Raw genomic sequence first — 26,230 nt, 5'->3', positions numbered from 1 at the left:
GAATGAGTTGAGGGTTGGCAGCGCTCAGTCAAATACCGGCGCGCACCACACGCTGATCAATCGCGCCAAACAAGGCCTGCCCTTGCAGGTCTCTTGCCTCCATGCGCACCCGGTCGCCGAAGCGCATGAACGGCGTCCGTGCCGCACCCTGCTCCAACATCTCCATGGCGCGGCGCTCGGCAATACATGCCGAGCCGACATTGCGATCGGCATTGGATACCGTACCGGAGCCGAGCACGGTGCCTGCGCTCAAGCGCCGAGTCAGCGCAGCATGAGCGATCAGTTCATGAAAGCCGAAATTCATAGCGCCACCGTGGGGGTGGCCGAACCATTCGCCGTTCCACTCCACGCTCAATGGCAAGTGCACCCTGCCCTCGTGCCAGGCGTCACCCAGCTCGTCAGGGGTAACCGCCACCGGAGCAAAGCTGGAGGACGACTTGGCTTGCACAAAGCCAAAGCCGGTTTTCATTTCGCGCGGCCCTAGCGCGCGCAAACTCACGTCGTTGAGCTGGACCAACAGGCGGATATGGGCGAGCGCCTGATCGGCCGAACAGCCCATCGGCACTTCATCTACCAGCACGCCAAACTCGCCTTCAAAGTCGATGCCATGCGCGTCGCTTGGCAGTGCCAGATCATCCGTCGCCCCCAGAAAGTCATCCCCAGCCCCTTGATACATCAATGGTATGGACTCGATGCCATCCAGCGGTTCAAGTTGATATGCGCGCTGCATGAGGTCGGCATGGTTCAGAAAACACGAGCCGTCTAGCCACTGCCAGGCCCGCGGCAATGGTGCCATCGCCTGGTGTGGGTCGAAGGCCAGTGCATGCCCCAGCTGGCCAGCATTCAAAGCTTCATAGCGCTTCTCCAGGGCAAAGCTTACAGTGCCCCAACGCTCGATTGCTGCTTGCAGCGTGGGTGCGATATCTGCGGCGCATACCATTTGTGTGAGGTCTCGGGAAATCAAATGCAGACAGCCATCGCGACTGCCATCTCGAAGCGTTGCCAATTTCATTTCAAGAAGCTCCCTGTAATTTTGCAGAAAGACTGAACGGTCATGAGGGGGTGCCTGCCACGTGTTCGACAGTCCGTTCAGATGTCACGGAACGCAGCATGATCACACCACTCAAAAGCACCGCGACAAACAGTGCCGCCGCCAAGGCGGTTGCACTGGGCTCCAGGGCGGGGCACAAAAATGCCGTGACCGCGGCAAAGAAAAGCGTTTGCTCGAAAGACAACAGAGAATTGGCCATGCCTCTATAACCGGCGTGGCGTTCCACAGCCATCAGGCAGATGCATGGGTTGAGCAGCGCAAAAGCCAAGCTCGCCAACGCCAGTGCCAGTACAGCGAAAGGCACCTGTGGCGAATCGGTACAAATGAAGTAGGCGCAGTTGCAAGCACTGGATGTGAGCATCAGCCCGTAGCCCACCAGCATTTGCTTGCTGCGTGACCAGCGCGAGGCCTGCCGCGCACTGACAGCGGCGCCGAGCATGGCACCCGCCACCAGGGGAATGAACACCCAGCCGAACTCGGTCACCTGCAACGCCAGTACCTGCAGAACAAACCAGGCGGCGGCGCCGATGTAGAGTGAGAAGATCATGAACGTCAGGCTGCCGGCCAGGACCATTGCCTGATACTGCGCGTCCCTGGCGACCGCCAGGTAAGTGCGGCCCATGGCGCGCATACCTAGCCTTACGCGATGCGCTGGCTGCAGCGTTTCGCCGAGCTGCACTAGTGCCCAGGCGAACAACGCGGCAGCGAACCCGGCCTGAGCCAGGAACACCGCGCGCCATCCCAGCGCGTCGAGCAGATAACCGCCTAATAGGGGGGCAATGGCGGGCGCCAGCACGAACGCCATGATTACCTGCGACATGGCGCGCATGGCTGCCGGCCCTTGCAGCGTATCCTGAATCAGTGCGCGGCCGACAACACCTCCGGCCCCGGCAGATAGGCCCTGCAAGACGCGGAACAGCAGCAGCTGCTCCGCATTCTGCGAACAGGCTACCGCCAGTGAGCAGAGGCTGAAAGCGGCCGTAGACCACAGCAGGACAGGTCGCCGGCCGACGCGGTCGGAAAGTGCTCCGTAGACCAACATCATTGCTGCCAGCCCGACCAGGTAGGCGCTGAGCGAAAGCTGCACGAGCCAGGACGCAGCACGCATTTGCTCGGTGATGGTCGGCATCGCAGGCAGGTACATGTCGATGCCCAGTGGTCCAAGCATGCTCAGCCCGGCCAACAGCAGGATGTGGGTGAACTTCATTCAGACTCCTCAGAAACTCAGGTTCAGACCCGTTTGGAAGATCAGCGCGTCATCGCGCGCTGGCGAGAACGTGGGGCCTTCCTGGTAAGTAAGACCGTTTACCCAATACACCCCACGGGTCATACGTGCCGCATAGGACACGGACAAGGCAGTCGACGTGCGCTCGGCATCGCCTCCCCCCGCCTCTACCGCATCGTGCGCGTACGTGCTGAAGTAGCTCCGGGTAAAACCAATCGACGCCATGTCACGCTGGCGTGTCTCGAAGGGACCGATGTAGAAGGCCGTGAGCTGGAAGTCCTTGGTGTAGAGGTTGCGGTCCTCTGGGGCATAGTTGATCTTGGCGTCCAGATACAGGCCTCGGGGGCCAGCCTTGTTCGGCTGCGTCAGTTGATGCGTAACGGCCGCATAGCCGCCATAATTGTTATCGGTCATGCCGCCGTTACGCATGTCGCTGTAGTGACTGGTGTTGTAAATCGCCCCTGCCCTCGCCCAGAACGCTGGCCGATTAGCCCCCGCATCGATTTTGTAACCCACCTCGTCCACCAGCAGTGCGCGAGAACCCTTGACCTTGATTTCAAAACCGCTTGGGTTCTCGTCCAGGTCGTACTGAAAGCGGTTGGGGCTAGCACTCCGTGCCACAGACGCGCGGTTGTACCAACGTTTGCTCGAGTCCTTGATGCCAACTGTAATCGCCGGGCTTGGGGTAAACAGTGACAAGCCAAGTTGCACCGGAATCACACTGGTCGGGCCAAGCGCTGCCGCAGAAGAGTTCCCACCCAAGACCATCCCGTAGTATTCACGGATCAAGTTGTAGTAGCCGTATTGAAGCTCCAGTCGGCCATCGTAGAAGCGCTGATTGACAGCGAAGCTGGACATCGTCGCGAAGTTGGGGTTGCCTGACTTGTAACTCCCGGACTCCCAGGTGCCGCCCAGTACAAACTGGGCATCGCCACCCCACCCCATGCGGGTCAGGTCGTACGTCAACTTGAAGGTTGTCGATTGCCGGTAGGTTGGGTTCTGTCCGTTATACAACTGTGGCTTTTCATTGTGGCCGAGTACGTCATAACGGAAGTTCGGCTGCACATTCAGAGCCAGCCCCATACCGTTTTCGGCCAGCGTCGAACGCAATCCGAACAATTCGGGAGCGATCGTCTCGCAGGGTTGTGTCTGATGAAGCACCGCTTCGGTGCGTGGCATGAATTTGGCGAAGTCCTGACAGCCATCCGCTGCAGCAGGCAAGGCACTTTGTGGCAGGTTACCCGGGCCGGTTCTGCTTTCGGCCGCCATCGGGGTCACGGCTAGCGCCACAGGAGAGGTTGCAACGCACAGCAAGGCAAACAGCATCTTCGAGAACTGCATAGCTCCATCCTTTATTGTTTTTGATAGATCAAGGTTTCAGGCGCGCAGAAGCCCGCACCGCCTGTAGCCAGGCAGTGGAGGACAGTGGTTGTAGATCAGCCGGTTTGCGTAGAGGTGTGGCGCAGGTTTCGTGGGATAAACCAGACAACCAGCAGCGCAACCGACGCAACTCCACCCATGGCGACAATTGCTGTCGCCAGACCGCCGAACGCAGAGGCCAGCAGAGTGACTGCAAACGGGCTGACGAACTGACCGATAAAGAATGCGCCCGTCCAGATACCCACCCCACGGCCGCGGTGTTGTGCATTCAGGCTGCCCAGGCACCAGTTGATCAGCGCGGGGATCAGCATGCCGCAACCCACCTGCGCAACAAACGCTGCGCCAACGGCCCAAGGTATGGTACTGGCTTGGCCAAGCCCAACCAGGCCTATGGCGAACAGGGTAAACACCGTGAATACATGAACGTGGATGTCCTGTTTCGACAGCTTGGCGAACAGCAGCGCGCCCAGCGGCACACCCAACCCGGCAATCGCGCCAGCCAGGCCGATATCTGCTGTGCTGGTCAAACCGAGCAAGTGGAACACCTGACTGACCTGCAACACTTCAACGTAATACAGCACCGCACAAAACAGCGTGACCAAGGCAATGACGCCCATTTTCCGCACCGGAAAGCAAGCTGCGCCGGCAAAACCTGAAGGCTCGCGATGGGCAACCGGCTCCCAGGTAAAAAACAGCAACATTGCAAAGATCGGGAACGCCAGCAGGTAAAGCAGGAAAGGCCCTTGCCAGCCATAGCCTCCGAGTACTCCGCCGAGGAACATCAACGTCGTGCCTGATAGGGAGCCCACCGCACTTTGCACAGCCAGCCACTTACGCCGCGGCTCGGGCGGATAGAAGTCGCCCATCAGGGTGTTTGCCACGGTCATGATGACTGCCTCGGTGATCCCCAGGCCAAAGCGGCTGATGATAATCGAGGTGAGGTCATGCAAAAAGTACGGAGCGAACCCGCAGATGCCATAGCCAAACACCGCAGCGAGCAACAGACGGCGCCTGCCCAGGCGGTCGGCCAACCACCCCGCCAGCGGCGAGAGCAATGCGATGCAGGCGCTGGGCGCGGTGATTAGCAGCGGAATCAAGAAGCGCGCTTCATGATGGCTACCAAACTGTTCGAACAACAATGGAACGATGGGGATCAGCGACAGCAATCCCATGATCGGCAGTTGCGTGGTAAAGACCAGTATCAGCGCTTGGGCCGCGCCAGCTTTTCGCTCGGCTGATGAACCCTTGCTGCTAGAGACCGCATTGGACATGATCGACTCCTGGCACACTTGAGGTGCCTTTTGTTTTTGTTGTGGATCACACAAAGGCTTGAATCAATGATCAATCGTGAAGTACTTCAACATCCCCCTTGTGCCCCACCGCCAGGCTGTACTGAATCAACGCGTCATCGACGGCGTGTCCGATCTGCAGTTGATAACGCCCTGCGATCAATACGCTGCGGTTGGCACGGCTGTCCCAGCGGGAGAACGCATCTGCCTGCAGCGTGAGGCGAACCTCCTGCTCGGCCCCGGCTTGCACGAACACCGCAGCGAAGGCTTTAAGCGACAGGCGTGCAGGTTCATCGGCGGCTGATGGCTCCAGCAGATACAACTGGACCACCTCCTTGCCCGCCCGCGCGCTGATATTGCGCACCGTCAGCGAGATCACCAGTTGATCCACCCGTTTGCCGTGCACAGCGCCAGGGCTGTACGCGAAACGGGCATAGCCAAGCCCATAGCCAAAGCTGAATGCCGGATGAGTATCACGTGCGATAAAGCTGCGATAGCCCACCCACCAGCCTTCGTGATAAGCAAGGTCGCCATTGGCAGCAGGGGTCAGCGACCACACCGGATAGTCGGCTTCATCTCGGGCGAAGGTCACCGGCAGGCGCCCTCCCGGTTCACGCTCGCCAAATACCACGCTGGCCAGCGCGGGCCCAAACTGCTGCCCTGGATACCAGGCAACGATGATCGCCGCGGCATCTTGCAGGCACTCCATATCGACCGGATGGGCGACATTGAGTACCACCGTGGTACGGTTGTTCACAGCGCAGACCCGACGGATCAATTCTTCCTGCGCGGCAGGCAAATGGGTACTGGAGCGGTCGACGCTCTCAAGCCCGGCGTCTGCCGTTTCGCCGACCACCAGCAGAACGTGGTCGGCCTCTTCCGCCAACGCAATCGCCTGCGAAAGAAGGTCGCAAGGCTCTGGCACCTGGCAGCCCAGCCACAGACCGTGGGCAAGGCTGCGGGCGATGTCCATGGTCAAACTCAAACGGACTGTTTGCCCCTGTTCAAGGTTGAATGCCGCCGTCGTATGGGGCGCCTGCATCAATTTGCCCATTATGTCGCCTTCGGCAGTAGCACCATCGAAGGTGCCCAGCAACGCACCATCGAGCGTCAACTGCACACGCCCGGTCCCGCCCCAGTAAAAGCGATATTCACCGCTGCGCGGGGCAACGAAACGAGTGTTTACCGTCACTTGCGCCTGGTCTTTCAGGGTCAACAGCGGCCCTATACCCGGCATGTCCTTGAACCAGACCAGCGAACTCGCATGGCGGATTTCGCGGTGGCACGGTTGAGCAGCGCCGGGGGCGAAAAACTCAACCAACAAGCCTGGCTGGCCTTCCCCACACGACAAATCAAGTTCAGTGATCGGCGGTATACGGTGCTCGGCTGCAGCACCCTGGGCATAAATGACTCGTTTGCCAGTGTCCGCCAACGCCTGATTGAGGGCCTCGAGCGGCGAAACCACATCGTCGGCCAAGGCGACCTTGGCAAAGGTCCCGCCCTGATAGCACGGCCGGATCGCATTAGGCCCAATCACCGCGAGCAGCCCTTTTGAGTCAGACTCCAAGGGCAGCAGATCGCCCTCATTACGCAGCAATACCATGCCCGCTGCAGCCGCCTCTTCGAGTACTTGCAGGCGCCTGTCAGTAGCCGCTGCCGAGCGGTCAGGTGCCTGTGTCGGTTGTGCCCGTGCGGTCAGTCTGCGCAGACGTTCGATTGCATCGTCCAGACGCGCTTCGTCCACGGCATGAAGGCTAGGGTTACCCAGCAGCGCAGCCCCCATGTGTCGGCCTGGTCCAGGCATCTCGAGGTCCAGACCGTTATTCAAGCTGACGATGCCATCCTGCGTACCGAACCAGTCCGACATGACCAAGCCGTCCCAACCCAGGTCGCCCTTCAGCCACTTGCGCAGCACCTGTTCATGCTCGGCACACGCCCGACCATTGACCCGGTTGTAACCCGTGAGCATTGCCCATGCACCGTGGCGCGCAGCATATTCAAAGGGCTTGAAGTAGACATCGCGCAACGCCTGTTCATCGACCACCGCATTCATGCTGCGCCGGTCGGTTTCGGAGTCATTGCACACCACGTGCTTGATTACTGCGGCAACGCCTTCTTGCTGCACGCCCTGCGCCCAGGCCCAACCCAGTTGTGCAATCAACAGCGGGTCTTCGCCGAACAGTTCAAATGCTCTACCGGCCAGCGGGCTGCGCATTAAATTCAGGTTGGGTGCCAGCACCGCCTGAACGCCCATGCGCACGGCCTCTTCGGCAATCACCTGACCAACACGTTGTACCAGCTCGGCGTCCCACGAAGCCGCTAATGCCAAGCCACACGGGGTCAATAGGGCGACATCGCGCTCGTCTACCCGGCCACCTGTGACGCCCATCGGGCCATCGGCCATGCGCAACGCGCTCAGCCCCCATTGCTGATCCGTGCAGGTCGACCACATGTCGGCACCGGCGGTGAACATCAGCTTTTCGGCGAGATCTTCACCAGGCATTTTCAAGCTCCGCAGCCACAACCCGTACAGGGGCTGCCAACGCCTGTTCGGCCACCAGTTGCAACGCTTGGGTGACCCGCTCATCAGTGCAGCTGCCACTGGTGTCGAACAGCTTTACGCCGGCGGTGTTCAACGTCACGCCCAATGGCGTAGGCCAGCCGCGCATCGCATGGACGATCGAACGCAAGGCTCCCAACGTTGTATTGCAACCCTGCCAGCCGGCGGCGGTGACGATGCAGCCTACCGCACGCCCGTCGAAGTACACACGGGTGTCGTCACGCAGATCTTCGAGAAGGTCCAGCGCATTTTTTACCAGCCCCGAGACACCACCATGGTAGCCAGGTGTGGCGAGGATAATGCCGTCCGCCTGGCGCACGGCTTCGATCAGCGCCAACTGTCCAGCGCTGCGGGTATTATCCTCGGGGTTGAATGCCGGCAGCTGTGCAAGCTCGGCGCCGCCGAACATGAGGGTGCGGGCACCGCATTGCCTGGCATGCTGCAAGGCAAAGGCAAGCGCGCGCTCGGTGCTTGAGCCGGAACGGGTAGTGCCGCCGATACCGACGATGAGTGGCCCTTGTTTCAAAGGTTTAAGAGTATTGGCTTCTGTCATGGGAAAGGGCTCCGGCGGTCACTGAAAACGAGGCATGACGTGTTTGGCAAACAGCTCCATGGACTGACGGCCATAGCGCACTCGCTCTTGCGTGAGGGGGCCATTGGTGAAGCCCATCAGCACGTTGCCGATACCCAGCTGACGGTGCTTTTCCAGCTCTGCAGCAACGGTTTCCGGGCTACCGTGCAGGCACCATGTCTTGATCCATTCACGGCTGAAGCAATCGGGGTGTGGATGCAACTCAACGCCGCTGATCTGCTCGGCTCGCTTGTTGAATTCATACTCGCGGTCGATCGCGCGCTTGTATGCCTTGAGGATTATCTGAAGCTCTTGCTCGGCCTGTTCATCGGTTTCTGCGATGTGCACGCATTGGTAGGTGTGAGTGGTCCAGGACAAGCAATGGTCAACCACCTGCTGGGTATGCCCGGCGGCCTCCAGGGCGTCGCGGTAGCGCGTGAAGTACCGACTAAGGTGCTCGAAGGGCTCGGCGCTGGCGGGTACCGGAGGAGTGAATGCAGGGATGAACGCCGGCCAGCCCATATCAGCGGCGCGCTGCATGCTGGTTTCACGCAGTGCCACTGGCATGATGCGATTGAACGGCCGCTGGAACGCCGTAGGTACGATGCGCTGTACCACTGCCCCTTTGTAATGGCTGGTCTCGAAGGTAATCGGCTCATCTTCGACGCGCTTGTCCCAAAGCCGTTGCACCAAGTCGAGGTTTTCCTGCAAGAGAGCCGATGCTTCCTTGTAGTTCACGCCAAAACCGATCATCTCTTCAGGTGTAGTACCGCTGCCGATACCTACCAGCAGGCGGCCCTCGGTCAACTGATCGAGCAGGTTGACACGTTCGGCAAAACGCACCGGGTGATGCAACGGCACAGTGGTAACAGACATGCCAAAGTGCACGCGTTTGAGCCGACTGGCCAGATACGCGGCGAACATGAACGGGTCACTGGACATCGGTGCGTAGCCCGTGAAGTGGTGATCGGGCATGAAAATCGCGTCGAAACCCAGGGTTTCAGCCTGACAGGCGTGATCGATCAACGCGTCCATGACCGCCTTGTCGTCTTCTGCGGCGGTGGAGCGGCCTACAAGGAACACTGAAAAACGCATAGAAAAACCCTTCTTATTTTTGAATCGGAATTCTGGTTCTAGATAATTGTCGAAATTAGACCTGAAGTACGGTGCCAGGGAAGATCTCAGAACACGTGCGCCAACGTCTGCAGCACTGAAAACAAGCCGTCATTTGACAGCCGCGAGAGACAAGGATGGAGGATGGTAATGGGAGCCATGGAATAATTACCTTTTCTTGTTATGCGTGAGCAATCCACCTAAATAGAATGCACGTTCTATTTGCAGAAAATAGCAGCTCGTCCAAAGCTCGTCAACACGTCCAGATGCCCGCTAATGTATGACCTTCGCGACACAATCTTTCTTGCAGCAGTTAAAATCAGCGTTTCATTTCCAACCAGAGGCAGATCCATGTCCATTGCGCCTGGCGCCAAGCAACCCAAACAAGACCGCAGTCGAGCCTCCCTTGAGCGCCTGATGGCCGCTTCACGTGAGTTACTACGCGATGGCACGTTTGAGCAGCTCACCATCGGCGCGATCAGTAAGCTCTCAGGGGTCTCGGTGGGGTCAATCTACGCGCGTTTTCAAGGCAAGGATGATCTGTTCCTGGCGGTAATGACCAATGTACTTGCCGAAATCGATGCGGAGTGGGCCACCCTCTTAAGCGCCTTACGCGCGCGCGAGCTGCCACTCGACAAGCGTGTGCCTGCAGTGGTGGAGATGCTCGCCGAACACCTCAAGACCCATGCCAACCTGTTGCGTCCGCTGATGGGCCGCGCATCGGACAAGCACGTCGCCAATTGCGGCAAAGCCAGCTACCTGAAAGCTGCCCATGGTTTTCAGAGCCTATTGCTGGAGTGCTGCGCTGATATCCGCCATCCGAATCCGCCCCATGCGGTAGAGGCGTGCTTTTCGATCACCTATGCCGCACTGGCACGATTCCTGGGGCTTGGCTCTGCGGCCGAAGCCTCTGGCGAGGGTAATTGGGAACAATTGAAAAAAGACCTCGGCATCATGTGTCGGGGTTTCCTTTGCCTGGAAATGGACCACAGTTGATCGGCTTTGCCTTGGTTTGCCGCGCGCAGTGCCCACTTAGCTGGGTCGAGTGGCAAGATATCGACATCCTGCTCTCCCCAATCCAGGTTCACCGATGCGTACCACTGCCTCAGGGGCTTCTTCGGTGATGCACGCCGCGCGTTCGGAGAGTTTGCGGTCTATCACCCTGTTTGAATAGCGCTGCATGAATTCGTCAACGTCAGGTAGCAGCGTACGGAGGCACCAAGGCTCGTACGTATTGATCGCATTCACGGCACGCAAGCTCTGCTACCAACCGAATAGCCTCGGACGAATGCGCTTGGGTATAGCTTACAACCAACGGCTGGTTGGGGATTGCCAGCCCGCAGTCCACCAGCCTCACTTGACCCGACTCGATGGCATAGCGCACCGGCGCAAGAGGAACAAACGCGTTGCCAAAACCAGCCTGAACCAGTTGCACCAGTGCGGATATCGAACTGACATGGTGCGTCTTGCCGACCGGGAGGCTGAACCTGCGGTAAAGCTCTTTAAGGACCAGATGGGGTTGTGAGTTCTGGCTCATGGTGATGGTCGGCTGCCCCAGCAAATCCAGAATGGGTTGCTGGGCACTGATCATCGCCTGGTTGCTGACTATCCACCCTGTGGCAATCGAGAGGCAGGGAATGCTGGTGATACCGTCACCTTCGATAGGATGCGTCTGCAGGGCGATATCGATCACCCCATCACGTAATGCCTTATGAACACCGGCGCTGGTTTCCGAGGTCAGCTGAACCTCGATACCCGGGTAAGTCGACTGCAGGCACTTCAGGAAGGCAATCAGCCAAGTATGCACAACGCTGTCTACCGCACCAATGCGCACTAACCCCAAAACTTCGTGACTGGGCCGACCCAGATGGCGGATCTCTTGTTCCAAATCCAGCATGCGCTCGCCATAGTCGACCAGCCGCGAGCCGACCGCAGTCAACTTGAGCTCTCGTGTTTCCCGCTCAAACAACCGAGCACCGATCTCTTCTTCAAGCGAAGCGATCCGGTTGGATATGGCAGCTTGGGTCAGGTGCAGATGCTCGGCCGCGGCTCTGAAGCTTTTCAGCCTTGCAATCTGTAAGAACGCCTCGATGAAACGCGTATTCATTGATTCCCCACGAACTCGATCCGGCGGATAGCCCCGCTACCAAGCGGGGCGTTCGATCTATGAATCGATGATCCATCAGAACAGGCTCAGTGGGTAGCTGATCACGAGGCGGTTTTCGTCGATATCATTACCAAAGGTTGAGCGGACAGTTGCGTTGCGCCATTTGATTGAGGCGTTTTTCCATGAGCCGCCCTGAATGACATAGGTGAGCTCACTATTGCGCTCCCATTCTCGTCCTTCGCCGCCGCTCGAAAGTTGTACTTGGTCGCCCCGGACGTATCGGCTCATGAAGCTCAACCCAGGAACACCCCATGCGGCCAGATCCAGATCGTAGCGCAACTGCCATGAACGCTCTCCAGCATTGGAGAACTGCAGGATCTGAACGAAGTTAACAAGGTAGGGATCGGTTCCGTTTACGTACGGATAAGCATCGTGCCCGCTCATCTTCTGGAAGCCCAGACTCAATGTGTGGTGCTTCTGGCGGAACCCTACCAAGGCGCCCACTGCCCTGTTGTCGATGTCGCGAAAGTCCTCTACCTCTTCCGCCTTCGCCCAGCGCAAATCGAAAGAGAGGTGTCGATCCGCCGTGAAATCGACGCGCCCTTGGTAATTGGCCAGCGTGTGTTGGTAAATGCCGTCCAGCTTTCCGTAATAAGCCCGGACTTGGCTTTTGTCATTCAGCGCGTAATCCGCTCCGTACAGGGTGAAATCCTCGCTGCGCCCGCCATAGCGGCTGGTCAGCCGCTCCCAGTTAGATGAATCCAAACCCATCGTTTTGGTCACGCGTGCAGCCTGAAGGGTGAGGCCCGCCAGCTCACTGGATTCCAGCGTGGTGGCTTTGAACAGCCCAGGTAGCAGCCGAGAGTCGGCGCTTTGAAGCACGGGCTTACGAAAGGCCATGACGCCCGAGCGAACAAGCGTCTTGGAGTACTTCAATTTGAAGCTCGCGCCCAGTCGGCTGAATTCATCATCCGAACGTCCGTCACGCTCAGTTGGGAACATACCGGTGCCTGCACGATCTGGGCTGGAATCGAGTTTGAGGCCGGTCATGGCGACGCCATCGATCCCCAGCCCAAACGTACCTTGAGTAAATCCGGATTGGAGTGTCAGAACGGCGGCTTCACCCCACTCCCGTGCTTGGCTTTGACCGTTTGCACTGTTACCTCCAGGCTGGCGAAAGTCTCGATCGAAATACAGGTTTCTGAAGTCGACGTTTGCCCGGCTGTCTTCGAGAAAGCCAGCGGCTCTCAGGTCCGTTGCAAAGGTCAAACACAGGACAGCAGGTACCACGGGCCAATGTGCACGCATGCAGCGACCTCTTCTTCTTGAATAGATGAATACCGCAGGAGGGAGTGCGCACGATAAGGTCGTGCGCGTGCTGGCATTCCCTTAGGAAGGGATCAGCCTTGCGATTGGCGCCCCGTAGCCTACAAGCTCGCCGTCGACCGGGCAGTAGCCGACCATGACGCCGGCAGCTTTCACTTTGACGGGTTGAAGGGACTCCCCAACCTGAATGAAGCCGATGATTGCACCCGCCTCGACAGGTTCGCCAACGGCCGCCAGAGCGACGCACTGCAAAGGATGGGAAGACAAGAACCGGCCGGCCTTCGGAGCCTCGACTAAAGTATCCTGGCGACCCGGGACAGGCAGTTGAACCGGTTCCACGACAGATGTACGGGATTGTAACGCGAAGACCACAACCACTGACCCCTGCTCAGTTTCGTACTCACATCTCGCAATACCTCGCCCCTGCAACTGCTCAATCAGTACCGCGAGTTCTTCAACGCTCATGAGGGCTCTCCGCAGACTGACCAAAGCCTTGTTCGAAAAGATGTTCCAGGTGATGGATGTTGTAGCCGCCAGCTGTGAACCCAGGTTCATCCATCAACCGTCTGTGCAGTGGAATGGTGCATGAAATCCCCTCCAGCACGGTTTCTTCTAGTGCCTGGCGCATCCTGTTGACGGCCTCCTCGCGGTTGCTGCCATACGTAAGTATCTTGGCCACCAGCGAGTCGTAGTGGGCCGGTACTTGGTACCCGGAATACAAGTGGGACTCGACACGAACTCCCGGGCCGCCAGGCGCAAGCCAATGGTCAACTGTGCCCGGTGCCGGCGTGAACCGCCATGGATCCTCGGCGTTGATGCGACACTCAATCGCGTGCCCGGTCACGGCGACATCTTTCTGGCCGAACGACAGAGGCTCCCCCCGGGCGATTCGCAACTGCTCCACCACCAGATCGATACCGGTCACCAACTCAGTCACCGGATGCTCGACCTGGATTCGGGTATTCATCTCGATGAAGTAGAAAGCCCCGTCTTCGTAGAGAAACTCGAAAGTGCCCGCGCCGCGATAGCCGATGTGCACGCAGGCGTCGACGCAGCGTTGCCCGATCTCTGCGATCGCCTCTCTTGAAACACCGGGGGCAGGAGATTCTTCGATCACCTTCTGATGCCGCCGTTGCATGGAACAGTCACGCTCACCGAGCCATACCGCATTGCCGAATCCGTCTGCCAGGATCTGGATTTCGATGTGCCGCGGATTTTCGAGAAAACGTTCGATGTAAAGGGCCGGGTTACCAAACGCACGATTGGCTTCTTCCCGCGTGGTGATCACCGCCTGAGCCAACTGGCTTGGCTCGCGGACGATGCGCATTCCCCGCCCGCCTCCACCACCTGCTGCCTTCACAATCAGCGGATACCCCACATGTCGGGCTATGTCAGCCACCGCCTGTGGGTCGCCAGGCAGAGCGCCGTTCGAGCCGGGCACGCAAGGCACGCCGGATTCCAGCATGGCCTTTTTGGCACTGACCTTATCGCCCATCAGGCGAATGGCTGCAGCGGTGGGGCCGATGTACACTCGACCGGAGCGTTCTACAGCCTCGGCAAAATCGGCACGCTCAGACAAAAAGCCGTAGCCGGGGTGGATGGCGCCCGCACCGGTTAGCTCGGCGGCCTCCAGCAGGCGACCGATATCCAAGTAACTTTGAGCCGAGGCGGCGGGGCCAATGCACAGTGCCTGATCGGCCAATTGCACATGGCGCAGATCGGCGTCTGCCGAGGAATGCACGGCAATAGTCCGAATCTGCAATGCCCGGCAAGCACGCAGGATTCTCAAGGCGATCTCGCCTCGGTTGGCGATCAAGACTGAGTCAAACATGGCCATCCTCCATCGATTGCAGCTCGAACAGCGGCGTCCCTGCCTCTACCGAAGCACCGTCCTCTACCAAGATGCGCACCACACGCCCGCTGCGCTCGCTTTCGAGCACGTTTAGCATCTTCATCGCCTCAATGATTCCTACCTGCTGGCCTTCCTCAATGACAGTGCCAACATCGACGAAAGCGGACTCATCCGGCGAAGGGGCGCGGTAGAAAATGCCAGTCAATCCGGCATCAATGGTCCAACTCGATTGGCGTATCGGCGTTGCCATTGATGACTGCGCTTCAGGTGGGCGAGGCTGCAGGGGCACCGTCCACCCCGACTCTTTGACCAACCGAATACGGGTGCCGTCTGCCGAATATTCGATTTCACTCAATGCGCTGTTTTCGAGCAGGCTGACGAGCCGTTCGACAAGGGGTTTGTCCATCAGCGGGATCCCTCAGCGAAAGCACAAACCTGGACGCCGGCCAACTCCAAGGTCTTGCGTAGTACCCGTGCCATGCTGATTGCACCTGGCGTGTCGCTGTGCACACAGATGGTGTCGATATGAACTGGAAGCATGCGTCCGCTCACCGTTTCGATACCGCCTGCCTGAACCATGCGCAGCATGCGCTGGGCGGCGAATTCCACGTCGTGGAGCACTGCACCAGGCTCCTTGCGATGAACCAGATGGCCCGCCTCGGTATATGCACGGTCCGCGAAGACCTCTGCACGAGTTTCGAGGCCCATATCATTGGCAATCGGAATCATGAGTCCACCCGCGAATGTGACGCAGACGAGCTTGGGGTCGACGGCTTTGACGGCCTTGGCGATCGCCTTGGCAACCTCAGGGTCCGTTTGGGTGAGATTCCCGAGCGCACCATGGGCTTTGACGAACGTGATGGGGTGACCGGCGTAACTGGACAGCGCCACAGCTGCACCGACTTGGTAGGCAACGAAACGCTCAATTTCGCCGATCGTGTGCGGAATCACTCTTCGACCGAAACCCCACAGGTCTGGAAAACCGGGATGGGCTCCCACTGCTACGCCCTTGGCTTTGGCCTGGGCGAAGGTGGTAGCCATGATCTCAGGGTCGCCGGCATGCAATCCGCAGGCGACATTAGCAGATGTGACCATATCGAGGATGGCTTCATCGTCACCCATTTTCCAGGGGCCGAAGCCTTCGCCCATGTCCGAGTTGATATCGATGCGTAAAGTTTTGTTGTTCATTGTCTGTTCCTCGAATCAGGCTGATGAGCTGACGCCCAGGTGTCGCTGAATGTTTGCGAGTGCCGCACGGTGCTGGGCATGGGCTTCGATGCCCTCGGCTACAGTGACGGGCTTGAAATGGATGCTGCAGCCGACGCCTGCTTGGGCAAGGCGCCATAGGTCGCAATCGAGCACCGTGGCGATCTTTGGATAGCCGCCACAGGTATTGGCTTCTGCCAGTTGCACGATGGGTTGCCCTGCCGGCGGCACCTGAACAGTGCCCGGCGCAATGCCATGAGAGAGCAATTCGATGGGTCGAACTGTATGCAGGGGTTGGCCCTGGAGGCGGTAACCGACCCGGTTGGACTGCGGAGTGACTTCGTAGGGAGTGGAATAGAACGCGTCCAACGAAGTGGAGGAAAAGTCGTCAGCCTGAGCTGCAGCGATCGCCCGCACCGTCACCTGCTGGCCGCGCATAGCCTCTGCATGCTGCACCCGCTCAAGGGGCAGGATGGCACGTCCTGCTAACGAAAGGCTTTGGGGCAACAGTTGAAGACGGTCACCACGATTGAGGCCCCGCCCTTCATGACCGCCGAACCCCGCTTTCAGATCTGTCGCACGGGAACCCAATTGCACCGGTGCGTCAACACCACCTGAAAACGCAAGATAAGCCCTGACACCCAAGCGTGGGCGCTCAACCACAACCTGTTGGCCAGCCCTGATCTCCAGGCAAGTCCAACTGGGTACGGGATACCCATCTACCTTCAGTGCGCAGTGTGCACCGGTGCAACTGACGAGTAACTCGCGTTCCGCCTTGAAACGGAACGGAAAGATGGTCACTTCAAGCCCTGCAGCGTTCTCCTGGTTGCCAACCAGCCAGTTGGCAATCATCAGTGCGGGCGCATCCATGGCGCCACTGCGGCTCACCCCCATCGCCATGCACCCCGAGCGCCCGAGATCCTGGACCAGGTTCAGCGCACCACCACTCAGTACTTCGATCATGACGCGACCTCCCGAACCAGGAACCTGACTTGATCACCGGGCAACAGCAGGCATGGCTGCTGTCTTTGAATGTCGAACAGATCGACGTCAGTGCGCCCTATCGCGTGCCAGCCTGAGGGTGCGGTGCATGGCATTACACCGGCCTGCGCCCCACCAATAATCACAGTACCTTTGGCGAGCTGTGCCCGCGGCGACGCTCTTCTGGGTTTCGCCAGTTCAGCGGGTAGCCCGGTCAGGTAGGCGAAGCCGGGCATGGAGCCGACACACGCCACCTCGTAGGTCGCGTTACTGTGATAGTTGATCCACTGATCAATGCTGAGCCCCGCGTGCTCGGCGAGCATGGCCAGGTCCTCACCGGCTTCACCGCCGTAGATCACCGGGATTTCCATAACCCTGAGCGTGGAAGGAAGCGCGTCGGGATACAGCCAAAGGCTCTGAATCAGTTGCTCAATCGTCGAAGGTGAACTAACGAGCGGGTCAAACATGACCAACAGATTGTTCACCCCAGGCACCAATTCAGTGATCTGTTGATCAGTTTCCAGTGCGCGCGCCAGTGAAAAAAACTTTCTTTGCACGCTTGGCGAAAACACCGACAGGGAACTATCAACAAGCACTGCACCACACCCTGACGGGCTAAACAGTAATTCGGCGGCAGGCGTTTCAATAATGTCTATATCTCGCATGGCTTGATCCCACAGCGAAGGCTTGACAGGCAACCCAATTGGGCATCAGGAAGTTGCCTGTCTATTTCGGATTATTCTTCCAACGGTTTCTTCGCGGTTTCACGCGCGAATGCAAGCGCTATCAAGGTGATGATCAGCCCGCCGGCGATATAGAGGCTGACTGCGAAGGAAGACTCGTAGACCTTGAATATCCCCGTGATAACCAGTGGGGCCAGTCCGCTTCCGACAATGCCGGCCAAGGTATAGGCCAACGACGATCCGGCATACCTGACGCGAGTAGGGAATTGCTCGGTAACGAAAGCAGCCTGGGGGCCGAACATCATTGCCTGGAAGATCATGCCGACAATGACTGCCAGGCAGATGAGCACAGGGGATGCGGTATCCAGCAAGACGAAGAACACGAACCCCCAACCAATCGATAGCACAGCTCCCAACGCGTAAACCGGCCGGCGTCCCACTCGGTCGGAGAGCATGCCGAACAGCGGAACACTGACGGCATGGAACACGGAACCGATAATCGTGGCTGTCAGCGCAGTAGAGCGAGGTAAGTGCAGGACGTTAGTCACATAAGCGAGCGTGAATACCACCAGCAACGCGTAGACGATGTCCGAGCCGATACGTGCGCCGCCTGCGACCAGCAACCGCCGCCAGTGCCCAACGAACACTTCCCGCACCGGTGCGTCGACTTTGGCTTCCTTCGCCTCCATCGATTTGAATACCGGCGTTTCATCTACACCACGACGCAGCCAGAAACCGAGCATCACCAACAGCACACTGGACAGGAATGGAATACGCCAGCCCCATTCCTGGAACGTTTCTGGCGTCATGACGAAAGTGATCAAGGCGATGAACCCGGCGCCCAACAGGGTTCCGCAGGCCGGCCCTACCTGTGTGAATGAAGCATTCCGACCACGATGGCGATCTTCGCCATGCTCCATGGACAACAGTACCGACCCGGCCCACTCCCCACCAATAGCCGCCCCTTGCAGGAAACGCAGCAGGACCAGCAGGATTGGGCTCCAAATACCCCAGGTTTCATAGGTAGGTAACAACCCCATCAGCCCGGTCACCGTGCCCATCAGGATCAGTGTCGCCACCAACACCCAGCGCCGGCCGAGCTTGTCGCCCAGGCTGCCGAAGACAATCCCGCCCAGAGGGCGCGAGATATAGCCCACCGCGTAGGTGGAGAACGCAATGACGGTACCGGCCAACGGGTCGAACGAAGGGAAGAAGATGACGTTGAAGACCAGCGCCGCCATCAGGTTGTAGACCGTGAAGTCATACCATTCGAGCGTAGTCCCGATCGAGCTGGCAGCGGCGAGTCGCCTGATGTCGGCACGCTTGCCAGAATTTTCGCTGCTGATGGGGCCTGACTGATCCACGGATGCGATCGAAGTGTTCATCAACGCACCTCCCCGACCGAGTCCTTGCTCAGGCTCTGATACACGCCAAAATGGGTGCTACCGGTGGGCAAATGGATCAGGCTGGATTCGGCAGCCTGTCGCGCCGCACTTTCGCTGGCGCATTCCACTATGAGCATGGGAACCATCGGCCGCGGGTTGCCGGCTTCTTGGGGCAACGGCAAGCTCAGCGCTGGCACCGGACTTATAGAGTAGCTCTGGATATACCCTGGGATCTCGGCAAGTGCTGAATGAAGCGTGTTCAGCGTGCGAAGCTCAGTTGCTTCGGCTGCTGCGACGACTGCCACCCAGTCCCCTCCAGGCTGGTCAAATTGCCCGAAAGCTTCACCGATGCGGCGGGTGGGGTTCTGCATGAGCGGAAGAATCTTCTTGGACCAGACAGACTGGTACTTGAACGCATGCGCATATTCCGGGCAGTCGAAGGCAGAGATGCCCTCTGCCCAATAGAGCGCGAGGTATTTTGGAAAATCGGATGGGGATTTAAAGCGTGTTGCCTTAATCACTCCGGCCATCGATGCACGGTCCGGAAGATGCTCCTCGTCGTACCAACGGTTGAATTCAAGTTCATGCACTGCATCAATGTCAGATGCAACAAATAACATACCAAATGGTGAGCCGTTCATTGTTATTTTCCTCAGGGTGGCTTGACCTTGTGGCTATGTTCATCGATAGAAAAAACTTAGGCAAACGAGTTTTTTTACCCATTTTTGATAGAAAAAACTTTTCAAACAGCTCGTGTTTCTGCGTCTTTTTGAGTCATTAGATAACTTGTCAGCACCCATCCAGAGCGGACATTGGCTGCGTCCAAACAAAAAGGCTGCACCACCTGTATCGCACGTATGCAATTCAGGAGGTGCAGCCTTCCGCTGCTCTACTTCAGCGTCGTTATCTAGCTATCGAGCGTCCTCACAGAAGCGGTGGATGGCCTGGCACGCCGCACGCAGCGAGTCATCATCGAGCGCGTAGGCAATGCGTAAGTAGCCTGAAAGACCAAAAGCACTGCCCTGAACGACTGCAATGTTGGCCTCCTCCAGCAAGGCCAGGGCCACTGCCTCATCATTGACCAACTCACAACCGGCGGGAGAACGTTTGCCGATCAACCCTGAACAGTCGGCGAAAGCGTAAAAAGCCCCACCTGGAATTTCGCAGTTGATGCCCGGCGCTTGGTTGAGCAACTCGACCATGAAATCGCGACGCCGCTGGAAGACTTCGCGGCTATGGGCGATGAAATCTTTCGGGCCGTCGAGGGCAGCGATTGCTGCGTGCTGCGAGATGGAACACGCGCCTGAGGTCTGCTGACCCTGAAGCTTCTCCATCGCCTCGAGCAGCCAGCGGGGACCGGTAGCAAACCCGATTCGCCAACCCGTCATGGCATAGGCTTTCGACACGCCATTCATGGTCAACGTTCGTGCAGCCAGACGTGGTTCAACCTGGGCAAACGTGAGGAAGTCACGATTGTCGAAAATCAGGTGCTCATAGATGTCGTCAGCGAGAATCAGAACCTGCGGATGGGCCAGCAACACCTCAGCCAGAGCCTGCAGTTCGTCGCGATCGTACACAGCGCCTGTGGGATTGGACGGCGAATTCAGGATCAGCCAGCGGGTGTTCGGGCCGATGGCTTCGGCCAGTGCTTGCGGGGTCAGCTTGAAGCTCGATTCGGCGCCGCAAGCGACAATGCGCGACTCGCCACCACACAGCTCAACCATTTCTGGATAGCTGACCCAGTACGGCGCGGGGATCACAACTTCGTCGCCTTCGTTGAGGGTTGCGGCCAGGGCATTGAAGATGACTTGCTTGCCGCCGCTGCAAACCAGCGTATCCTGCCAACTGACGTCAAGACCATTCTCACGCTGGTATTTACGCGCGATGGCTTCTCGCAACGTACGAAGGCCGGCCACCTGGGTGTAACGTGTATGACCATTGCTGATTGCACTGATGGCTGCGGTACGGATGTGCTCCGGCGTATCGAAGTCAGGCTCACCCGCGCAAAGCGAAATGATCGTCGCCCCTTCTGCGCGTCGCGCAGCCACGCGGTCGATGATCTTGTAGGTTGCCGAAGGCTTGGCAGCCTCCAAGCGACGGTTCAGCGTTTCCAGGCTCACGCGTGTTCCTCCGGATGAGTAAGGCCCATCAGGTCCATGGTGGTGTGACCTTCGCGCAGCTTGGCCATGAACGCTGCTTCTTTGTCCGCACGTTTCTGGCCTTCGCGTAGCGTGCGTTCGACTGCATCCGCCGGGATGATGATCACACCGTCCTCGTCCGCGACGACCAGATCGCCGGCGCTTACTTGTGCACCGCTGAAGTCGAACGGTTTACCTACTGAAGGCGTAGTCGCCTTGACAGTACCTTTGACCGATATACCCCGCGCGAACACCGGGAAGCCATGCGCTTCAAGCGCGGCGATGTCGCGTACGCCGCCATTGATTACCAAACCGACAATGCCTGCGGCTTCCGCCGCCACCGTGAGCACTTCACCCCAGTAGCCAGCAATGAAGTCGGCGCAATCACATACCAAGACGCTACCGCGCGGCGCTTTTGCCACGGCCAAGTGCAAGCCCAGGTTGTCACCAGGCGAACACTGCAGCGGGTAAGCGGGGGCGGCGATGAAGGCGCCCTTCCAGACAGCGCGAATCTCGCGGTCGACTGCAGATGGCAGCCCAGAGGCCTCATACAGGGTGGAACTACCGAGGACCTTTGCAATGTTCTGATAATCGTGTGGAAGGCTCATGGCTGTTTGCTCTGCAGGGAGTGGTATCCGAGGGCGGCACGAGCTTCTTTGAGGCTCTTGCCGGTAGCGATCTGTACGCGGATCTGCGCTTCGACGTGTTCTATACGACGTGCCGTTTCAGCGACCTCCTGAGCACGATTACGCGGGACGATGACGACACCATTGGCATCAGCGACGACGATGTCGCGGGCGCAAACGCGGGCTTGACCAACCGACACCGGCTGGTTTACAGCCACGACTTCCACGCGGTCCTTGCCGGTACGCATGAAACGGCCTTTGCTGAACAGCGGGTAGCCTTCGCCCAGCGCCTTGTTCACATCGCGGCAGACACCGTCAATGACCGTGCCGGCTATCCCCCGGGCCAGTGCGTACTGGGTCATGATGTCGCCCCACACCGTGCAATCGGTACGGCCATCATTGGCGATGACCACCACATCGCCTGGTGCTACTTCATCAATGAAGTCACCGACAGTACCGGGCGGTGTGCTCGCGCTGACGTACTGAACAGTGAAGGCAGGGCCGACGACGACCTGGTTGTAGTTGGCCAATGGCGAGATACCGAAGGCCTGGCCCGGTAGGCCCAGTTTATCCATCGCGTCGGACACACCCGGGGTATCCAAGCCTTCGAACAAGGCAACCAGGTCTTTATCAGAAAGGCTCATATCAGTGCTCCACCTTGATGGCTTCGAATTGCGTGTCGTGCATGACTTCTTCGACTGAGCGACCGGCGCGAACAGCGGCGACCATGCCGGCTTGGCGACGGTCAATACGCTCGGCCAGATCAAGCACTTTCTCGATGGCATTGGCCGGAACGAAAACGGTGCCGCATTCGTCGGCGATCACGTAATCGCCCTCATCAACTTCAACACCAGCCATGCGAACTTTGACGGCCGCGTCAATCTGGATGAGTCGGTTGCGCGCGCTGATCATGGTCACGCCGCGACCGAAGACCGGGTAACCGATATCGGCGCTGCCGCGGATGTCGCGGCTGAAGCCATCGATGATCGACCCACGGATGCCTTTGCGCTGGGCTGCGTTGGCGAGTATGTCGCCCCAGCTGGAAATACCGTCGACACCACCGGCGATCACCAGCACTCGGTCATCGGTGGTGACATGCTCCACGACCGGGGTAATCAGGTGAACGGTGGGCGCCACGTCCTGCTTTGGCCCCAACTGCACGGTGCTGGCTCGGCCGACGATTTTGGGGCAGTTCCAGAGCGGCATCAGGCCATTAGTGGCGCCAGGCAGTTCGAGGAAGTCCAGAGCGTCCGACACTGTGTTGGTATCGAGCGCAGCCAGGCGTTCAAGCGGGGCTTTCAAGCTCATCTGTTGCAGGCCTCTTATAGGTGAGGCTTGAGTATCGGCGCTGAGATTTGATACGTATATTACGAAGAAGCTAAGCTTGTTATATCCTAAACCTATGGAAAAGCGCCGTGATCAACTTTCGCTTGATACGCCACCTTTGGCTGTTCCTGGCTGTGGCAGAAGACCAAAATTTCAGTCGCGCGGCCAAGCGGCTGGGTATGTCGCAACCGCCGTTGACCGAGCAGATCCAGGCGCTCGAACAGTCGCTACGCGTTCAACTTTTTACCCGTTCTCGCCGCGGTGCACAGCTGACCGCCGCCGGCGCCGCGATTCTTCCCGCGGTCCGGAAATTCGCTGATCAACTGGAGCGACTAGAGTTGGCGGTTCACGAAGCCGTCGCAGGCCATGCCGGCGTGGTGACCATCGGAGCGATTACATCGGCCATGATCGACGTGCTACCCCCGTTGATCGAGCGCTTCAAGCAGAATCATCCCTTGATTACGGTATCGGTTCGGGAGATAGATAGCGCGGAAGCCATACCCGCACTGGAGGCGGGTGATATCGACATTGCATTCGCACGCCTGGAAGGGAATCTCGGTCGACATATTCAATCATTGCCGTTGTCCGAAGATAGGCTGGCTGTCGCACTACCCAAAGACCATCCCTTAGCTGCAAGGGAGTCAATCTCTCTACAATCCCTCGCGGACGAAACCCTGGTCATGGCATCACGGGATGTGAGTCCTGTGTACTTCGACTACCTGGTTGGGCAGTGCAAAGCCAGCGGCTTCGCACCGCGCATCGTCCACCAGGTGCGGTCCGTATCGTCACAAGTCGCCTTTGTCAGTTGCGGACAGGGCATCGCATTGGTACCGACGTCTATGGGTAAACTCGCGCCGGAGAACGTCCTTATCCGCCCCCTGCATCCCGAAGTGAAAGTGGTGATCACGGCCATGGCCTGGCATAACGAGCACAAAAATCCGCTGGTAGAGGCAATGATCGACCATGCAAAAGATTTGCTGTCATAGGCCAGGCGTATGACAGGCTTCGTGGCTTCGTATTTTACAAATCATTTTGCGAGTTCAACATTGGGGACTCTGTTATAGGAGTTTGTATCCGTGTCCCATGCAGCTCGCTTCACGTACGAGAAAGTCCCACTGAACATCGATGGTGTACAGCTCGATGTGGCGGTGATACACCGCACCGGGCCAAAAACGCCCATCCTGTTCCTTCACGGTTTCGGTTCCACCAAAGAGGATTACGCCGATATCACGCTGCAGGCGTCTTTCGAAGGACACCCCTTCATTGCCTATGATGCGCCAGGCTGCGGTGAAACGGAGTGCGCCGACCTCTCGCGCATCAACATCGCATTCCTGGTGAAAACCGCGCAAGCCGTGCTCACGCATTTCGGAATCGACAAGTTCCATCTGGTAGGCCATTCCATGGGGGGACTTACCGGCTTGGTATTGGCTCACGAGGAGCCTGATCGCGTTAAAAGTTTCGTTGATATCGAAGGCAACATTGCACCTGAGGATTGCTTCCTCAGTCGACAGATCCATGATCATAACCGTGATGACGACGTGGGCTTCTTCCGTGACTTTATCGATCGCACTCGGCTGGCTTCGGATCCTGCAAGTGCACTCTATGCGGCCAGCCTTGCGCATAAAGTACGGACCGGCGCGGTGCGTGGCATTTTCGAATCCATGGTGGATTTGTCCGACAACGCCAAGTTGATGGACAAGTTCCTCGCACTGCCCTTCCCGCGCCAATACATGTATGGAGTCACCAACTCACACCTGTCGTACCTTGACCATATCGCAGCACAAGGCGTGGAACTGGCGTGCATCCCTGATTGCGGTCATTTCCCGATGTATTCGAATCCCGCCCTGATGTGGAAGCACATCAAGGCTTTGCAAGACCGCGCCTGAGCGAATCATATCTTTAAACACGCGGCTGAGTCGGCCGCGTGAAGCTCGCACTCCCCCAGTAAAAATAACAATGAGGTTGCGCCATGCTCGAAGCCATCAACGGTTTTCTTTCGGGAAAGCTGCTCATCGTCCTGGTCGTCGGACTAGGCACTTATTTCACCCTCAAGACACGCTTTGTGCAGCTTCGGTATTTCCTGCACATGTTTAAAGTTTTCAAAGACAGCCTCACCAGCAGTTCAGCGCAAATCAGCTCGTTTCAAGCGCTCATGTTAAGCCTCGCGGGTCGGGTAGGTGCAGGCAACATTGCTGGCGTTGGGGTTGCTGTAACAATGGGTGGTCCGGGTGCTGTCTTCTGGATGTGGGTCACAGCCCTGGTTGGAATGGCGACCACCCTTATGGAATGTAGCTTGGCCCAGTTGTACAAGCGTAAAGATGCCAGCGGCCAATTCTATGGCGGACCGTCCTTCTACATTGAATACGGGCTGAACAAGCGATGGCTCGGCGTACTGATGGCAATTTTGCTCATCGTCACCTTTGGCTTTTCATTCAACGGTCTGCAATCGCATGCCGTATCCCACTCCCTGCAAAATGCCTTCGGCATTGATCCTACTCATTCGGGCGTCGTCCTGGCAGTCGTGCTGGGGCTGGTGTTTGTAGGCGGTATCAAGCGTATCGCGAAGGTGGCAGACCTGTTGGTACCGGTGAAGACGCTAGCCTACGTAGCGGTAACACTCTACGTGATTGTTTTGCAGATCGATCACGTGCCAATGATGCTGCTGACCATCATCAAAAGCGCCTTCGGCCTGGACCAGGCTTTCGGCGGCCTCATTGGCAGCGCCATCGTGATGGGAGTCAAACGCGGCGTGTTTGCCAATGAAGCCGGCCTGGGCAGTGCACCAAACGTGGCGGCAGTGGCCGATGTCAGACACCCAATTTCTCAAGGAGTGGTACAGGCGTTTAGCGTGTTCTTCGACACGTTCGTCATTTGTACCTGCACTGCTCTGCTGATCCTGCTGTCCGGCTTCTACACCGCTGGCTTTGCCGGTGACGGTCTCATTCTGACCCAGAACTCACTAGCTGCGGTTGTGGGCGACTGGGGGCGCATTTTCATTAGCGCTGCACTGGCATTGTTCGTGTTTACCTCGATCCTCTACAACTACTACCTCGGCGAGAACAACCTGAAGTTTATCCTTGGTGAAAGCCGCAAGGTCCTTCTGGGCTACCGCGCCGTCGTGCTAGCACTCATCCTCTGGGGCTCGATGGAAGACCTATCAACCGTATTCGCGTTTGCCGATATCACCATGACCCTTTCCGCCCTGGTGAACCTGATCGCCCTGACGCTACTGTGCAAGGTTGGCCTCAGGCTGCTCGCAGACTACGACAAGCAACGTAAAGCGGGGGCGGCCGCGAAAACTGAGTGCAACACCTGACCTTTCCGGTACCGTGCTGCCCCTATGTCCTATTCCGAACTCAGCGTTGAAGAACGCGCCACCATTCAAATCGGCCGTGCCCAAGGGTTCAGCCT

24 protein-coding genes and 1 pseudogene are annotated in these 26,230 nt (G+C 58.2%); 4 read left to right on the top strand and 21 right to left on the bottom strand.

Features of this window, described 5'->3' with window-relative positions:
- Window positions 1–28: 28 nt before the first annotated feature.
- The 7 genes from OO258_RS23350 to OO258_RS23320 all read right to left on the bottom strand — a co-directional run bounded on the left by OO258_RS23350 (window position 29) and on the right by OO258_RS23320 (window position 9,171).
- Window positions 29–1,012, bottom strand: a complete 984-nt coding sequence (locus OO258_RS23350; protein WP_266033152.1) for a fumarylacetoacetate hydrolase family protein — start codon at window positions 1,010–1,012, stop codon at window positions 29–31.
- A gap of 40 nt (window positions 1,013–1,052) precedes the next feature.
- Complete coding sequence (locus tag OO258_RS23345) at window positions 1,053–2,258, bottom strand: MFS transporter (protein ID WP_266033149.1); 1,206 nt, start codon at window positions 2,256–2,258, stop codon at window positions 1,053–1,055.
- Between the two features lie 9 nt (window positions 2,259–2,267).
- Window positions 2,268–3,617: a carbohydrate porin gene (locus OO258_RS23340; RefSeq protein ID WP_138736395.1), complete on the bottom strand. Its 1,350-nt coding sequence runs from the start codon at window positions 3,615–3,617 to the stop codon at window positions 2,268–2,270.
- Between the two features lie 95 nt (window positions 3,618–3,712).
- Complete coding sequence (locus OO258_RS23335) at window positions 3,713–4,927, bottom strand: MFS transporter (RefSeq protein WP_138736396.1); 1,215 nt, start codon at window positions 4,925–4,927, stop codon at window positions 3,713–3,715.
- Window positions 4,928–4,997: 70 nt separating this feature from the next.
- Complete coding sequence (locus OO258_RS23330; RefSeq protein WP_266033140.1) at window positions 4,998–7,448, bottom strand: glycoside hydrolase family 3 protein; 2,451 nt, start codon at window positions 7,446–7,448, stop codon at window positions 4,998–5,000.
- Entirely contained in the window at window positions 7,438–8,058 is a 621-nt protein-coding gene (locus tag OO258_RS23325) for an NADPH-dependent FMN reductase (RefSeq protein WP_132845601.1), read from the bottom strand. The genes OO258_RS23330 and OO258_RS23325 overlap by 11 nt, the downstream gene beginning before the upstream one ends.
- Before the next feature lie 18 nt (window positions 8,059–8,076).
- Entirely contained in the window at window positions 8,077–9,171 is a 1,095-nt protein-coding gene (locus OO258_RS23320; protein WP_266033135.1) for an LLM class flavin-dependent oxidoreductase, read from the bottom strand.
- 369 nt (window positions 9,172–9,540) lie between these two features.
- Here OO258_RS23320 and OO258_RS23315 point away from each other — a divergent pair, with 369 nt between their 5' ends.
- The gene (locus OO258_RS23315; RefSeq protein ID WP_132845603.1) at window positions 9,541–10,185 is read left to right on the top strand and encodes a TetR/AcrR family transcriptional regulator; all 645 of its coding nucleotides are present in this window, start codon (window positions 9,541–9,543) and stop codon (window positions 10,183–10,185) included.
- A gap of 199 nt (window positions 10,186–10,384) precedes the next feature.
- On the opposite strand, the gene OO258_RS23310 is transcribed toward OO258_RS23315, so the two are convergent.
- The 14 genes from OO258_RS23310 to OO258_RS23245 form a co-directional block, all read right to left on the bottom strand.
- Window positions 10,385–11,296 (bottom strand): LysR family transcriptional regulator, encoded by a 912-nt coding sequence (locus OO258_RS23310; RefSeq protein ID WP_266033126.1) that lies wholly within the window; start codon window positions 11,294–11,296, stop codon window positions 10,385–10,387.
- A 75-nt stretch (window positions 11,297–11,371) separates the two neighbouring features.
- Window positions 11,372–12,604: an OprD family porin gene (locus OO258_RS23305; protein ID WP_266033123.1), complete on the bottom strand. Its 1,233-nt coding sequence runs from the start codon at window positions 12,602–12,604 to the stop codon at window positions 11,372–11,374.
- Window positions 12,605–12,685: 81 nt separating this feature from the next.
- On the bottom strand, window positions 12,686–13,087 hold the full coding sequence (locus OO258_RS23300) for a hypothetical protein (RefSeq protein WP_266033120.1): 402 nt from the start codon (window positions 13,085–13,087) through the stop codon (window positions 12,686–12,688).
- Window positions 13,077–14,453 carry an acetyl-CoA carboxylase biotin carboxylase subunit gene (gene accC / locus OO258_RS23295; protein ID WP_266033117.1) on the bottom strand — a complete coding sequence of 459 codons (1,377 nt, stop codon included), beginning with the start codon at window positions 14,451–14,453 and terminating at the stop codon, window positions 13,077–13,079. Before accC ends, OO258_RS23300 begins: the two co-directional genes overlap by 11 nt.
- Entirely contained in the window at window positions 14,446–14,880 is a 435-nt protein-coding gene (locus OO258_RS23290) for an acetyl-CoA carboxylase biotin carboxyl carrier protein (protein ID WP_266033114.1), read from the bottom strand. The genes accC and OO258_RS23290 overlap by 8 nt, the downstream gene beginning before the upstream one ends.
- The gene (locus OO258_RS23285) at window positions 14,880–15,662 is read right to left on the bottom strand and encodes a LamB/YcsF family protein (protein ID WP_266033111.1); all 783 of its coding nucleotides are present in this window, start codon (window positions 15,660–15,662) and stop codon (window positions 14,880–14,882) included. Before OO258_RS23285 ends, OO258_RS23290 begins: the two co-directional genes overlap by 1 nt.
- A gap of 15 nt (window positions 15,663–15,677) precedes the next feature.
- Window positions 15,678–16,643 (bottom strand): biotin-dependent carboxyltransferase family protein, encoded by a 966-nt coding sequence (locus OO258_RS23280; RefSeq protein ID WP_266033108.1) that lies wholly within the window; start codon window positions 16,641–16,643, stop codon window positions 15,678–15,680.
- Window positions 16,640–17,326 (bottom strand): 5-oxoprolinase subunit PxpB, encoded by a 687-nt coding sequence (pxpB, locus tag OO258_RS23275; RefSeq protein ID WP_266033105.1) that lies wholly within the window; start codon window positions 17,324–17,326, stop codon window positions 16,640–16,642. Before pxpB ends, OO258_RS23280 begins: the two co-directional genes overlap by 4 nt.
- 71 nt (window positions 17,327–17,397) lie before the next feature.
- Window positions 17,398–18,729: an MFS transporter gene (locus OO258_RS23270; protein ID WP_266033102.1), complete on the bottom strand. Its 1,332-nt coding sequence runs from the start codon at window positions 18,727–18,729 to the stop codon at window positions 17,398–17,400.
- Window positions 18,729–19,370, bottom strand: coding sequence for a DUF4286 family protein (locus tag OO258_RS23265; protein WP_265979060.1), 642 nt, complete (start codon window positions 19,368–19,370; stop codon window positions 18,729–18,731). The genes OO258_RS23270 and OO258_RS23265 overlap by 1 nt, the downstream gene beginning before the upstream one ends.
- Before the next feature lie 270 nt (window positions 19,371–19,640).
- Complete coding sequence (locus tag OO258_RS23260; protein WP_266033099.1) at window positions 19,641–20,849, bottom strand: pyridoxal phosphate-dependent aminotransferase; 1,209 nt, start codon at window positions 20,847–20,849, stop codon at window positions 19,641–19,643.
- Window positions 20,846–21,475, bottom strand: coding sequence for an RraA family protein (locus OO258_RS23255; RefSeq protein WP_180688135.1), 630 nt, complete (start codon window positions 21,473–21,475; stop codon window positions 20,846–20,848). Before OO258_RS23255 ends, OO258_RS23260 begins: the two co-directional genes overlap by 4 nt.
- A complete protein-coding gene (locus OO258_RS23250) occupies window positions 21,472–22,137 on the bottom strand; it encodes an RraA family protein (protein ID WP_266033095.1) in 666 nt (221 codons plus the stop codon). The genes OO258_RS23255 and OO258_RS23250 overlap by 4 nt, the downstream gene beginning before the upstream one ends.
- A gap of 1 nt (window position 22,138) precedes the next feature.
- Window positions 22,139–22,801: an RraA family protein gene (locus OO258_RS23245; protein WP_266033092.1), complete on the bottom strand. Its 663-nt coding sequence runs from the start codon at window positions 22,799–22,801 to the stop codon at window positions 22,139–22,141.
- 107 nt (window positions 22,802–22,908) lie between these two features.
- Between OO258_RS23245 and OO258_RS23240 the strand changes: the two genes are divergently transcribed.
- The 3 genes and pseudogenes from OO258_RS23240 to OO258_RS23230 all read left to right on the top strand — a co-directional run.
- Window positions 22,909–23,805, top strand: coding sequence for a LysR substrate-binding domain-containing protein (locus OO258_RS23240; protein ID WP_266033089.1), 897 nt, complete (start codon window positions 22,909–22,911; stop codon window positions 23,803–23,805).
- A gap of 90 nt (window positions 23,806–23,895) precedes the next feature.
- Entirely contained in the window at window positions 23,896–24,705 is an 810-nt protein-coding gene (locus tag OO258_RS23235) for an alpha/beta fold hydrolase (protein WP_047602664.1), read from the top strand.
- Window positions 24,706–24,788: 83 nt separating this feature from the next.
- A pseudogene (locus tag OO258_RS23230) lies at window positions 24,789–26,105 on the top strand (alanine/glycine:cation symporter family protein); the annotation flags it as partial.
- Window positions 26,106–26,230: the final 125 nt, after the last annotated feature.

The organism is Pseudomonas sp. DCB_BI, assembly GCF_026240995.1.
GTDB lineage: Bacteria > Pseudomonadota > Gammaproteobacteria > Pseudomonadales > Pseudomonadaceae > Aquipseudomonas.
This window is presented reverse-complemented; position numbering and strand designations above follow the sequence as displayed.